The following is a 13,248-nucleotide window of genomic DNA, read 5'->3' as shown; positions in this document are numbered from 1 at the left end:
TTTGCTAATAAGAGGGGGAGAAATTATAATAGATGTGGTTTTTGAGGTGAGGTTATGGATAAAAAAGCATTTCTTATTGATATGGATGGAGTTTTACTCTATGGCGACCAGGCTATACCCGGCGCCAAAGAGTTTATTGAACGTTTAAGAGAAAAAGACTATAAATTCTTGATCCTGACTAATAATTCTCGCTATACCCCTTCTGACCTTCAGCATCGCATGAATGATGCCGGTATAGAGATAGAGGCTCAACATTTTTTCAGTAGCGCTATGGCTACCGCTCATTTTGTGAGTTCTCAAAAACCCAGAGGCAGAGCTTTTGTTCTGGGAGGAACAGGATTGTACCAGGCTCTCAACGAAGCAGGTTATTCTTTTACCGATTACAGGCCCGATTTTGTTATCTTAGGAGAGATGGAATCCTATCCTTATGAGAAAATCGTGCGAGCTTGCCAGCTGATTATGCAGGGAGTACCTTTTATTGCCACCAATCCCGATTCTTCTGGCCCGGGGGAGGGGGGAATCGTTCCTGCCTGTGGAGCTGTAGCAGCTCTGATAGAAGAAGCTTCTGGATACGCTCCTTATTTTGTGGGTAAACCTAATCCCTTAATTTTGCGCCTGGCTTTGAGATATATAGATGAGCATTCAGAGAGTACCATAATGGTGGGAGACCGGATGGATACTGATGTCAAAGTAGGATTGGAATCGGGTTTAGAAACAATTCTGGTTCTCTCTGGAGTCACGAAGCGCGAAGATATAGGCAAATTTCCCTACCGACCCAATCATATTCTTGACTCAGTGGCGGATATAGAAGTTTAAAAGCAGAAAAGAGTGAGAAAATTACAAACATAGATAAAGGAGGAAAACCATGGATGATGAATTGAGAGAAAAGCAAAAAATAGTAGAAGAAACCATAGACAAATATGTGAAGTATGTAAGTCCAGGATTAGCCCGGCTGTTCCGATTTGCCAATTTTTCTACGGTGGAGTGGAGAGGAGAAGGAGCATTAGTTTTTGATATCTACGGAGAAGCCTATATCGATTGCATCGGGGGATTTGGAAGTTTCCCGGTGGGGAGAAACCATCCTCGAGTGGTACAGAAAGTAAAAGAGCAATTAGACAGATTGCCTCTTTCTACCCGCACTCTTTTTAACAAACAACAAGCCGATTTAGCAGAAATGCTGGCTCAGGTTACCCCCGGAGACCTGCAATATTTCTTTTTTGGTAACAGTGGAGCGGAAGCGGTAGAGGGAGCAATAAAGCTGGCTCGCTTTTACACCGGAAGGAAAAAGCTGGTTTCGGCGATTAATAGCTTTCACGGTAAAACTATGGGGGCATTGAGCGTTTCAGGAAGAGATGTATATAAAAAACCTTTTGAGCCACTGGTTCCGGAAACCTATCAGGTGCCTTTTGATGATATAGAAGCTCTGGAAGAGGTGGTGGATGAGAAAACAGCAGCGGTAATTTTGGAGCCCATTCAGGGAGAAGGAGGAATTAATATTCCCCATCCTCGCTATCTTTCCCGGGTGAAAGAAATCTGTGAGCAGAATGGAGCACTTTTGATTCTGGATGAGGTGCAAACGGGCCTTGGTAGAACAGGGAAGATGTTTGCCTGTGAGCACTATGAAGTGGCTCCTCACATTATGACTCTGGCTAAGGGTTTGGGAGGAGGGGTGCTACCCATAGGAGCATTTATAAGCACGGAGGAAATCTGGAAAGTTTTTGAGGATAATCCTCTTATCCATAGCTCTACTTTAGGAGGTAATCCTCTGGCCTGCACCGCGGGGCTGGAAACTTTGAAAGTCCTTCAGGAAGAAAATATTCCTGCGCAAGCGGAGGAAAAAGGTAATTACTGGATGGAGGAGCTCCGATTTTTACAGGAGAAGTTTCCTGATTTGGTGAAAGAGGTACGAGGGATAGGCCTTTTGATAGGAATGGAATTTTTTGATTCTGATGTTGCTTCCCTTTTGGCAGCAGAAATGGCAGAAAGAAAAGTTTTAGTTGCTTATACTCTCAACAACCCTCGAGTGATTCGTCTGGAACCTCCTCTTACTATTAAAAAAGAGGAGATAGAAAAAGTTACCAAAGCGTTAGGAGAGTCTTTGGATAAAGTTAGAGAAACATTAAAGGAAATAGGGGGTTAAGTGAAATGGCTAAAGTTTCTTCTTCTCTGGTAATAAACAGGAGTGTGGAAGAAGTCTACGATAAAGCTAAGGATATAGAAAAGTTAGCTACTTTTTTGCCTGATATAAAAGAGGTGAAGGTATTAAGTCAAGAGGGCTCAGTGGTGGATAGTTTCTGGAGGGGAGAATTTCAGGGGAGAGAAATTAAGTGGAAAGAAAGAGATTTCTGGGATGAAGAGGGGAAAGAATGCCGTTTTTCTCTTATAGAAGGGGATTTTAAGCAATATGAGGGGGCATGGAGATTCAGGGAAGAAGGAGAGGATAAAACCCGGGTAGAACTGGAAATTGAATACGACTTGGGGATACCTCTCGTGGGAGCTTTAATCAGCAAGTTTTTGAAGAAAGTTATGGAGGACAATGCTCAAGCTATGTTAAAAGCTTTGCAAGAAGTAGTAGAAGGGTGACGGTATGGACAAATTTGCTTTCATCATCCATGCCTTCAGCCCCCAGGATATAAAAGACCATCTTAAGTTCTTAAAGATTCTCCCCTCTTCCTGGGTGGAAAGCTTAGCTTCTCGAGTCCCTCCCTTTGTTTTGTCGGAAGTGAAAGGAGTGAGGTCAGAAGCCACAGGTAAAGAGATTGGAGGGTGGTTTATCGGGCTTCCCATGACTCCCCGGGTGCTTCTGGAATATTCCTTTTCTTTTGTAGCTCAGCAAATCCGCAAATGTGGATTTCTGGCCGAGGAGTTAGGGGCAAAAATTATCGGATTGGGGGCTTTTACTTCAGTTGCCGGAGATGGAGGGATTACAGTTAAGAATGGTTTGCGTATTGCGGTAACAACTGGCGACAGCTATACTGTGGCCACTGCTCTTCAGGCTCTGGAGATGGCTTCTTCTATGATGGAGATTGACTTAGGCCAGGAAGAAATTGCCATAGTGGGAGCTACCGGTTCTATTGGTCGAGCTTGCGCTTTGATATTGGCTGAAGAAGGGAAAAAGGTAAGAGTAATTGGCCGGGACCCGGAAAAGGTGGAAAAGGTAAAAAAAGAGGTGGAAGAAATAAAGGGAGAGGAAGTAAAAGGTTTTATAGATATTGAAGAAGGAATAAAAGGGTCTCGGGCACTGATTACCGTAACTTCGGCTCTGGGGAACTTGTTAGAGCCAGCCTGGATTGAGCGAGGAGCGGTGGTCTGCGATGTGGCTCGTCCTCGCAACGTGGCAGAAGAAGTAGCAAAGGAAAGGCAGGACGTTTTAGTTATCGAGGGAGGAGTGGTTGATGTTCCGGGAGAGCCTGATTTTGGCATGGATTTTGGCTATCCTCCAGGAAAATCTTATGCTTGCATGGCGGAAACTATGATTTTGACTCTGGAGGGACGATTTGAAGATTATACTCTGGGAAAAGAAATAGAGGTAGAGAGGGTAAAAGAGATTGACCTTCTGGCTCAAAAACATGGATTTAAAGTTTCTGGTCTGCGGAGCTTTGGAAGAGAATTGAACGAAGAGGAAATAGAGGAGATCAAAAAAAGAATTTGAGGGGAGGGCTATATTAGTGGGCACTTTTTTGAAAGTGGTGGGTGTTGTATTTTTTTGTCTGGGAATAGTGGCGATAATTTTTTCTCTGGTGGGGATGAGCAAACAAAAAAGTTCCCCTTCTTATTCACTTCCTCCTCCCGGGGAAGAGTTCTACCCCTTTCCAGAAGAAGAGTTTTTTTCTTCCACCTCGGATTTTTTCTCTAAGTTAGCAGGTATAGGAGGAATATTGGGGGGATTTGGGGTGTTAGTGGGTGGAGCGGCTCTTTTTTGCTTGGGTAGTATCTATAATGACGTGAAAAGTTTAAAAAACCGGTGAGGGTTAAGGAATGCGAGGAAGGTGACAAATGAACAATAAAGTGGTAATTATAGGAGGAGTGGCGGCGGGCCCTAAAGTGGCAGCAAAGCTACGCCGTCTGGATCCCGAGGTAGAAATTACCATTATAGAAAAAGGTAAATTTCTCTCTTATGCTGGCTGTGGTTTACCTTACTATATAAGCGGAGAGATAAAAGAATATCGGGAGTTAATGGAAACACCCATTGGAGTGATGCGGGATCCAGAATTTTTTGAAAATATGAAAAGAATTAAGGTGCTGAACCGCACTGAAGCTATCCGCATAGATAGAGAAAATAAAAGAGTAGAAATAAAGGATTTAGAATCGGGTGAGGTATCCAGTTTACCTTATGATTACCTGGTTTTAGCTACCGGAGCCAAGGTTTCCATCCCTCCCATCTCAGCTGTGGACTTAAATCATCCCGGGGTGGCTCTTTCTCCCACCGATTTAGCTCATGTTTATACTCTGCATGGTGTTGAAGACGCTGAGGCCATTCGCTGGACTATTAAAGAGAAATTAGCCAGACGAGCGGTAATTATTGGTGGAGGATTGATCGGAATGGAGATGGCTGAAAGCCTGGTTAAAAGTGGTTTAGAAATTACCATTCTGGAAATACTACCGGAAATTTTACCTATTCTGGACGAAGACATGGGGATTTTAGTGCGTCGTTACTGCCAGAGTGAGGGAATCAATATCCGGGTAGGAGAAGGAGCGCAGCGCCTGGAAGGAGAAGGAGGAGTAGTAAAAAGAGTAATAACTGATAAAGGAAGTTATGAAGCAGATATGGTAGTGATAGCCACCGGGTTCAAGCCCAATGATGACTTAGCTCGCAAAGCTGGCTTAGAGGTGGGAGAGCGGGGAGGAATTAAAGTGGACCTCTTCTTGCGCACCAGCGACCCCTTTATTTTTGCTGCTGGAGACTGTATAGAGATAGAGAATTTAGTTTGTGGTCAACCTGCTTATATGCCTATGGGGTCTCTGGCTAATAAGCAAGGGAGAGTGGTGGCTATGAATTTAGCTGGCCGAAGAGAAGCTTTCCGAGGAGCTTTAAACTCAGTAATTTTCAAGGTTTTTGATTATACTGTAGCCCGGAGTGGTCTGGGAGTAAAACAAGCCCAAAATTTAGGGTATGATGTGGAGTATTCTTTAGTGCCTGCTCCTGACCGAGCTCATTATTTTCCCGGAGCAAAGCAGGTGATTATTAAGCTGGTAGCAGATAAAAGAAGTGGTAGAGTTTTAGGTGCACAGATGATAGGTAAAGGTGAGGTTACCAAAAGCATCTATGCTTTAGCTACTCTTCTTAACTATCAAGGGAAGGTAGAAGATATATCCAACCTTGATTTACCTTATGCTCCTCCTTATGCTTCTGCTATAGATAATTTGTGCCTGGCAGCTAATGTCCTGCGCAATAAACTGGAAGGAGACATGGTAGGTATTTCTTCTCAAGAAGTAGAAAAGAAGAGGAAGCGAGGAGAAGATTTCATTTTGTTAGATGTGCGCACCCCTCGAGAATATCAGAATATTCGCATACCAGGTAGTGTTCTTATTCCTCTAGCTGAGCTTCCAGCCAGAGCTAACGAACTTTCTCCTGATAAAGAAATTGTAACTATTTGTGCCGCAGGTTTGCGGGGTTATGAAGCTTCCCTGATTTTGAAGAGCAAGGGTTTCCAGAAAGTTATGGTGATGGATGGGGGCATGGCTACCTGGCCTTATGAAATAGAACGGTAATGGGAAAAAGGTTATTATTGATTGTGAGTTTTTGTGTGGTTGGTTTTCTGCTGGTCTTTTTTCTTGTCTCTTCTATTCCCCAGGAATCCCAGGATAAAGAAGAAGTGGAGGAAGAAATGGAAGAGGTGGCTCCTTCTCCTCCGGTTGTGATGAAGGGAACAGAGCTTCGAGGCTGGGAAGGAGGAAAATTAGCATGGTTACTTCAAGCACAGGATATGGAACTAAACGATGATAACACTAAAGCCATCTGCTGGGGGGCGGTAAGGCTCATTGTCTACCAGGAGGGGGAAGAAAAGGCTACCATTCAAGCTCAGGAAGCGGAAATAAACCTGGATGATAAAGACTTTTACTTTAAAGGAGAAGTAGAGGTAGTGTCTTCCTCGGGAGAGAAGATAGTAACATCGGAGTTGCGATATCGAGATAAAGATAAAGTTCTGGAAACGGAGGCGGAAGCCTCGGTTCATTTTGATGGAAATTTCATACATTGTCGGGGTTTGCGCAGTGATGTCGATTTTGAAAACCCCGAATTTTATCAGATTATAAAGGGAAGTTTTCGATTGAGTGCTATGTGAGAGGTATTATGAATTCTGCTTTAAATAAGTTAATTTTCCTGATAAAGGAAATAGAGAAGAAAAAATTAATATATCTGGATGTTGTCTCCCCGGTACGGCCTTTTTTCGCCCTTTTCTTAGAAAAACCTCTTCTTTATGTGGTAAGCGACAGGGAAAAGAGAAAAAAGGTCGTTTCTCAATTAGAAGCTTTACAATCTGTAGCGGGGAAGCCTTTTTTGGTGGAGGGGGTTAAGAGGGAAGAAGAATTCTTCGGGGTGAAGTTACAATCTAATTTTCGGCAAAAGGAAGTTGTTGCAGTGGTAGAAGCTCAAGACCTTCACCTGGATGTGGAAGATCTGGATTATTTTCTCACTCATTCCTTTCTTTTAGAAAAGGGAAAGGAAACCAGAAGAGAGGAGTTTTTGGATCTTCTTTTCAGCCTGGGTTATGAACGCCAGGAGTTAGTTAGAGAAAGAGGAGAAGTGGCGATAAGAGGAGAGGTGGTAGACCTTTTCCCTCCTCATCTTCCTCTTCCGGTTCGCACTTATTGGTGGGGAAATCAGATAGAAAAGATGAAGTTTTTCCGTCCCGAAAGTCAGCGTACTGAAGAAGAAGTAAAGACTCTTTTTATCCCTCCTCGAAGCGGAGAGTTCAAAACTGTACCCCTTCTTTCTTCTTTAAAAAAAGAAGTAAAAACCATTTTTTGGGATGGGGTGATAGTGGAAGATCTGACTCTTTCTTCCCGGCAAGTATTTTCCGGAATCGGTACTCAGGAAGCTCAAGATTCTTTTTCTCTTGAAGTAGAGCGAATACCTTCTTTTTGGGGCAAGATTGACGATTTGAAAGATTATCTGGAAACAAGCCTCTGGAATAAAATTTTTCTCCTTCTTCCTCCGGAAAAGCTGGAGATTCTTTCTTCTCTTTTAGAAGAGGAGAAAGTGGATTTTGGCTTAAACCTGGAAGAAAATAAAAAGGTGATTCTCTTTCCTGGATACCTGAGGGAGGGTTTTGGGATACCAGAGATTGGTTTAGCTTTCATCTCTTCCTGGGAAATTTTTGGGAAAGAATTTGTTCCCTCTCCGGAGGTTCCCAAGAAATCTCTGGTCTCTCTTTCCTCTCTTTCTCCCGGAGATTATGTGGTGCATGAGGAAGAAGGCATTGGTATTTTTCGAGGATGGAAAGAGATGACTGTAGAGGGGATAAAACGAGTGTATGTGGAGATAGAATACGGTAGAGGAGACATTCTTTACCTTCCTGCAGATAAAATCTATCTCCTGCAAAAATATGTGGGGGCGGGAGAGGAGAAGCCCCGAATTAATCGTCTGGGGAAAGATGAATGGGCGAGGACCAAAGAACGGGCTAAAAGAGCAGCAGAAAAAGTAGCTCAAGACTTAGTAGAAGTTTATGCTCGGCGTCAATTGGAGGAAGGTTATAGTTTTTCTCCGGATACTCCCTGGCAAAAAGAGCTGGAGCTATCTTTCCCTTTTCTGGAGACTCCGGACCAGAAAAAAGATATTGAAGAAGTTAAAAAAGATATGGAAAGCCCTCGCCCCATGGACCGCTTGATCTGTGGAGATGCGGGATACGGGAAAACAGAGATTGCCATACGGGCAGCTTTCAAAGCAGTAATGGATGGAAAGCAAGTAGCTGTTTTAGCTCCCACTACTCTTCTTTCTGAACAACACTATGTTACCTTTCGGGAAAGAATGAAAGACTTTCCGGTGACTGTTGCCGTTTTAAACCGCTTTCGTACTCCCCAGGAGCAAAAATCAATACTGAAAAAAGTGGAAAAGGGAGAAGTGGACATCATAATCGGCACTCATCGCCTTTTGCAAAAAGATGTATTTTTTAAAGATTTAGGTTTATTGATTGTAGATGAGGAACAACGCTTAGGGGTGAGGCATAAAGAGCAGCTGAAAAAACTCAAGTCCAACCTGGATGTTTTAACCCTCACTGCCACTCCTATTCCTCGTACTCTTTATCTTTCTCTTTTAGGTCTTCGGGATATCAGTGTGGTAGAAACACCACCGGAAGCGAGAAAACCGGTTTATACTCTGGTGATGCCTCGAGATAAAAAAGTGATTAAAGAAGCCCTGGAGAGAGAGATAGAGCGAGAAGGTCAGGTTTTTTATGTCTGCCCTCGGATTAGGAATTTAATGCCGGTGAAGGAAGAGCTGGATGACCTAATTCCCGGGGTAAAAGTGGCCTTAGCTCATGGAAGGATGGGAGGGAAGGAGTTAGAAAAAGTTATGGAAGATTTTTATCGGGGTAAAATTTCTGTTTTACTTTGTACCACTATTGTAGGAATTGGTCTGGATGTCCCCAATGCCAACACTATCATTGTAGATCCGGCTACCCTGTTTGGATTGGCTCAGCTTTATCAGTTGCGGGGAAGAGTGGGGAGGTTTGATAGAGAAGCCTATGCCTATTTTTTGTATCCCCCTCGTCTAACTGGAGAGGCCAGGGAGAGACTGGAAGCTCTTCTTGAGTTTGGTGCCACCGGTTCAGGTATGAAACTGGCTCTCCGGGATTTGGAAATTCGGGGAGCTGGTAATATTCTGGGAATGGAGCAGCACGGTTTTATTCAGGAAGTGGGTTTTTCTCTTTACACTCGTCTTTTAGAGGAAGAAATTGCTCGCCTGCGAGGAGAAGAAGAGATTTCTTCCATTACCCCTCATATAGATTTAAAAGAAGAGGCTTATCTACCTTCTTTTTACCTGTCCAGGGATAGTGAAAGGTTTTATTTCTACCAGAAACTGCTGGGGGTGAGAAAAGAAAAGGAAATAGAGGAAATAAAGGAAGAATTGGAAGATCGCTTTGGACGTCTTCCCCGGCAGGCTGAGAATCTTTTGCAGATTACAAAAATAAGGCATTATGCTAAAATAGCTCAGATTGAAAGCATAGAAGAAAAAGATGGAGAACTTTATTTTGTGGCTTCTCTTCCGGTTCTTTTGGGTTTGAGCCAGTATATGGAAGAGAGGGGAAAAGAAGGAAGGCTATTCAACTATCAAGGCAGAGAGGCATTCAAAACTAAAATGTTGCCTCTCCAGGATTTAGTTTCACTTCTGGAAGGGATGGTTATTGAGAGTGTCCAGTGGCAGAGCCGGTGAGCTTTTTGAGGAATTAATAGAAGTAGTGGCTACTTTACGGGGAGAGGGAGGCTGTCCCTGGGATAGGGAACAAACTCGGGAGACACTAAAACCTCTCATGGTGGAAGAGCTCTATGAAGCCTTAGATGCCATAGATAAAAAAGATGAGGTGAGATTGAAGGAAGAATTAGGGGATATGCTGCTGCATATCGTTTTTCACGCTCAGATAGGAAAGGAAAACCATACCTTTACTATTGAGGAGGTGTTAGAACACCTTATTTATAAGATGAAGAGACGCCATCCTCATGTTTTTGGAGAAGCTAAAGTAAAGGATGTAGATGGGGTGCTCTTAAACTGGGAAAAAATAAAGGAAACAGAAAGAGATAAAAGTGGGATGCTTTCCACTTTGCCTCGCAGTCTTCCTGCTCTTTTGCGAGCTCAGGCTATGCAAGAGCGAGCCTCTCGAGTGGGTTTTGATTGGGAAGCACCTGAGGAAGTAGAAAAAAAGGTAGAAGAAGAGTGGGGAGAATTTCGAGAAGCCTGGAAAAGCAAAAACCCTCAGAAAATGAAAGAGGAATGGGGAGATCTGGTTTTTGCTTTAGTTAACTTAGCTCGTCATCTGAATATTCAGGCTGAAGAAGCTCTGCAGGGAGCTAATAATCGTTTTGCTGAGAGATTTGGTTTTATAGAAAGAAAAATCAAAGAACAAGGCAGGGAACTTTCTGGTGCAACTTTAGAGGAGATGGATGCTTTATGGGAAAAAGCGAAAGAGAAATTCACGCCGGAGGAAAAATAAGCCTCGCTGAATTTTTGAAACGTTTAAAAGTTATTTTACCTCTGGTTCAGGGATGGAATCCTGACCTTTTGATAGCAGTTAACCCAGAAGGATTGATTTTGAGTGGTTTTTTAGCCTCTTTTCTGGATAAAGAAGTGAGAAATATGGCTTTCAAAGAAGAACCCTTCCAGATTACCTGGGATAATTTAGGGAATCTGGAAGGTAAAAGGACAGTTTTGGTGGCAGGAAGATTCCGAGAGGAAAAAAGCAGAGAAGAGATAGAGAAATGGGTTAAAGACCATGGAGCGCTTTCGGTGCTCGTGATGGTAGCAGTAGGCGGGAAAGGAGATTATTCTCTTTTCCCGGAATGGGGGGAAAATATCCTTTTGCCCTGGGAAGACAATGAGGTTAGATAAATTTCTCAAAAGCTCTTCTTTGATTAAAAGAAGACCACTGGCTCAAGCAGCTTGTAAGGGGGGGAGGGTTTTGGTGAATGGTAAAGTAGCCAAACCAGGGACAGGACTTAAATTGGAAGACGAAATCACCATTTTCACCTCTGCTTATAAAATAGTGGTGCGAGTTAAAAGTCTCAGCGAAAAAGAAAGAGGAGAAGAATTGTACGAGGTGATAAAAAAGGATAGGTTAGAAGAATGAGAATACTGGTTGCTCCTGATTCTTTTAAGGGCAGTTTAAAAAGTACCGAAGTTGCATCGCTGGTTAAAAAAGGGCTACAGAGGGTGGATAAAGGCTGGTTGGTAGTGGAGCGACCTTTAGCTGATGGAGGGGAAGGAACGGTAGAAGTTCTGGTGCAGGGGACGGGGGGTAAAATAATAGAAAAAGAAGTATCTGCCCCCCGGGGAGAGAAAGTGAAAGCCCATATCGGGGTAGTATCTTGCTCTTGTGGAGAGGTGGCAGTTTTAGAAATGGCTCAAGTAGCGGGGTTAACACTTTTGCCACCTGAGGAAAGGAATCCTCGTTTTACCACTACCTACGGTGTGGGAGAGTTGATAAAAGAGGCAGTAAACCTGGGATTTCGTCGCATCATATTAGGAGTGGGGGGTAGTGCTACCAACGATGGGGGGATGGGAGCGCTGAGAGCTCTGGGAGTGAGGTTCTTTGACCGGGAAGGGAAGGAGCTAAAAGGAGTGGGTGATGATTTACTGCTGGTATCTTCCATTGACTCTCAGCATTTGTTTAAAAAACCGGAAGAAGTGGAGTTAGTTATCGCCTGTGATGTAAAAAACCCCCTTTATGGAGAAGAAGGGGCAGCTTATGTGTATGGTCCGCAAAAAGGGGCCAATCCTGAAGAGGTGGAAGCACTGGACCAGGGTTTACGTAATTATGCGCGATTAGTCAGAGAGCACACCGGGATAGAAATTGACCATTTACCGGGTGCAGGAGCAGCAGGAGGAATAGGAGCGGGGTTATATGCTTTTTGGGGAGCACAATTTGCCTCTGGCATTCAGTTGATTATGGATATTTTGCATCTGGAAGAAGAAATTAAAAAAGCAGATTTAGTGATAAGCGGAGAGGGGAAGATCGATAAGCAATCTTTTTATGGTAAAGTAGTTAGTGGGGTGGAGGAAAAGTGTAGGAAATGGGGGAAGCCTCTTCTTCTGGTGGGAGGAAAAATCAGCGAAGAAGCTTTTTCTCTGTGGGAAGAAAGAGTTTTAGCTCTTTTTTCCATAGCTAATGGTCCTATCACTGAAGAAGAAGCATTTCAAAAGGCGCCTTTTCTTCTGGAACACCTGGCTTTTAACTTAGGACGAGTGTGGAAGGGAGGAGAGATTTATGCCTGAAAAGATAGAATTTTCCTTTCCGGAGAGAGGAATTACGATAGAAGCGGAGCTAAGTGACAGTTCCCTGGCTGAAGAAATTTTTCGCATTTTGCCTGTGGAGGCACGAGTTAGTCGGTGGGGAAAGGAGATTTATTTTGCTATTCCTCTGAAGGCTCCTATCGTTTCTCCCCAAGAAGTGGTAGAAGAAGGTGATATAGCTTATTGGCCGGATGGAGCCTGCCTTTGTCTTTTCTTTGGTCCTACTCCGGTAAGTAAAAATGGGGAGATTAGACCGGCCAGTGCAGTAGAAGTGGTGGGGAAAATCCTTTCTCCCTGGGCTATTCTGGATGAAATACCCTCTGGTGACATAGTAAAAATTACCCAATTTGATAGAAAAGGAGTTGATAAAGGATGAGTACTATTTTTGATGTTCATGCTCGGGAAATTCTTGATTCTCGAGGGAACCCCACAGTAGAAGTCGACGTAATTTTGGCTTCTGGAGCTTTTGGTCGGGCATCTGTTCCTTCTGGAGCTTCCACCGGTACTTTTGAAGCAGTGGAGTTGCGAGATGGTGATAAAAGGCGCTATTTGGGCAAAGGAGTACGGAAAGCGGTAGAAAATGTTAACGAAATTATCGCTCCGGAAATCATTGGTTTAGATGCATTAGACCAGGCGGTAGTGGATAAGACTCTTATCGAGCTGGATGGAACGCCCAATAAAGCCAAGTTAGGAGCTAATGCTATTTTGGGAGTTTCTTTAGCGGTAGCCAGAGCAGCAGCTGATTATAGTGGGCTTTCTCTTTATCGTTACTTTGGGGGAGCTAATGCTCGAGAATTACCTGTTCCTCTTATGAATATTCTCAATGGGGGGAAACATGCTGATAGCGGAGTGGATATCCAGGAATTTATGATTGTTCCCTGTGGAGCTCGTTCTTTTGGTGAGAGCTTAAGAATGGGGGCGGAAGTCTTTCATAACTTAGCCAGGGTTTTAAAACGGAGTGGTTACTCAACAGGTGTAGGAGATGAAGGAGGTTTTGCTCCCAATCTCCATTCTTCTGAGGCAGCTATTGAGGTAATTCTGGAAGCTATACAGTTGGCTGGTTATGAACCGGGTAAAGATGTTTATCTGGCGTTAGATGTTGCTGCTTCTGAGCTTTATAAAGATGGAATATATGTTTTTGAGAGGGAGGGGGTGCGCCGTAACGTAGAGGAAATGATCGATTTTTACCGCCGTTTGGTAGAAAATTATCCTGTCATTTCTATCGAAGATGGTTTAGCCGAGGAAGACTGGGAAGGATGGAAAAAGCTCACTTTTGCCCTGGGTGATAAGGTGCAGTTAGTAGG

14 protein-coding genes are annotated in these 13,248 nt (G+C 43.6%); all 14 read left to right on the top strand.

Annotation, left to right across the window (positions count from 1 at the left end):
- The first annotated feature begins 54 nt into the window (after nt 1–54).
- Entirely contained in the window at nt 55–816 is a 762-nt protein-coding gene (locus GXZ17_RS03255) for an HAD-IIA family hydrolase (RefSeq protein WP_409375857.1), read from the top strand.
- Between the two features lie 49 nt (nt 817–865).
- On the top strand, nt 866–2,140 hold the full coding sequence (locus GXZ17_RS03250; RefSeq protein ID WP_409375856.1) for an aspartate aminotransferase family protein: 1,275 nt from the start codon (nt 866–868) through the stop codon (nt 2,138–2,140).
- A 5-nt stretch (nt 2,141–2,145) separates the two neighbouring features.
- On the top strand, nt 2,146–2,583 hold the full coding sequence (locus GXZ17_RS03245) for a type II toxin-antitoxin system RatA family toxin (protein ID WP_409375855.1): 438 nt from the start codon (nt 2,146–2,148) through the stop codon (nt 2,581–2,583).
- Between the two features lie 4 nt (nt 2,584–2,587).
- A complete protein-coding gene (locus GXZ17_RS03240; RefSeq protein ID WP_409375854.1) occupies nt 2,588–3,652 on the top strand; it encodes an SDR family NAD(P)-dependent oxidoreductase in 1,065 nt (354 codons plus the stop codon).
- Between the two features lie 16 nt (nt 3,653–3,668).
- On the top strand, nt 3,669–3,968 hold the full coding sequence (locus tag GXZ17_RS03235) for a hypothetical protein (RefSeq protein ID WP_409375853.1): 300 nt from the start codon (nt 3,669–3,671) through the stop codon (nt 3,966–3,968).
- A gap of 28 nt (nt 3,969–3,996) precedes the next feature.
- Nucleotides 3,997–5,712, top strand: a complete 1,716-nt coding sequence (locus GXZ17_RS03230; RefSeq protein WP_409375852.1) for an FAD-dependent oxidoreductase — start codon at nt 3,997–3,999, stop codon at nt 5,710–5,712.
- Nucleotides 5,712–6,284: an LPS export ABC transporter periplasmic protein LptC gene (lptC, locus tag GXZ17_RS03225; protein ID WP_409375851.1), complete on the top strand. Its 573-nt coding sequence runs from the start codon at nt 5,712–5,714 to the stop codon at nt 6,282–6,284. The genes GXZ17_RS03230 and lptC overlap by 1 nt, the downstream gene beginning before the upstream one ends.
- Nucleotides 6,285–6,292: 8 nt before the next feature.
- Entirely contained in the window at nt 6,293–9,373 is a 3,081-nt protein-coding gene (gene mfd / locus GXZ17_RS03220; protein WP_409375850.1) for a transcription-repair coupling factor, read from the top strand.
- Nucleotides 9,351–10,148 (top strand): nucleoside triphosphate pyrophosphohydrolase, encoded by a 798-nt coding sequence (mazG, locus tag GXZ17_RS03215; RefSeq protein ID WP_409375849.1) that lies wholly within the window; start codon nt 9,351–9,353, stop codon nt 10,146–10,148. Before mfd ends, mazG begins: the two co-directional genes overlap by 23 nt.
- The gene (locus GXZ17_RS03210) at nt 10,106–10,543 is read left to right on the top strand and encodes a hypothetical protein (RefSeq protein WP_409375848.1); all 438 of its coding nucleotides are present in this window, start codon (nt 10,106–10,108) and stop codon (nt 10,541–10,543) included. Before mazG ends, GXZ17_RS03210 begins: the two co-directional genes overlap by 43 nt.
- Nucleotides 10,530–10,781: an RNA-binding S4 domain-containing protein gene (locus GXZ17_RS03205; RefSeq protein ID WP_409375847.1), complete on the top strand. Its 252-nt coding sequence runs from the start codon at nt 10,530–10,532 to the stop codon at nt 10,779–10,781. Before GXZ17_RS03210 ends, GXZ17_RS03205 begins: the two co-directional genes overlap by 14 nt.
- A complete protein-coding gene (locus GXZ17_RS03200) occupies nt 10,778–11,926 on the top strand; it encodes a glycerate kinase (protein ID WP_409375846.1) in 1,149 nt (382 codons plus the stop codon). Before GXZ17_RS03205 ends, GXZ17_RS03200 begins: the two co-directional genes overlap by 4 nt.
- A complete protein-coding gene (locus tag GXZ17_RS03195) occupies nt 11,919–12,320 on the top strand; it encodes a cyclophilin-like fold protein (protein WP_409375845.1) in 402 nt (133 codons plus the stop codon). Before GXZ17_RS03200 ends, GXZ17_RS03195 begins: the two co-directional genes overlap by 8 nt.
- The coding region (eno, locus tag GXZ17_RS03190) for a phosphopyruvate hydratase (protein ID WP_409375844.1) at nt 12,317–13,248 on the top strand (932 nt) is incomplete at its 3' end. The genes GXZ17_RS03195 and eno, both read left to right, overlap by 4 nt.

The sequence above is a fragment of the Candidatus Sordicultor fermentans genome, assembly GCF_012728195.1.
Lineage (GTDB): Bacteria > Atribacterota > Atribacteria > Atribacterales > Caldatribacteriaceae > Sordicultor > Sordicultor fermentans.
This window is presented reverse-complemented; position numbering and strand designations above follow the sequence as displayed.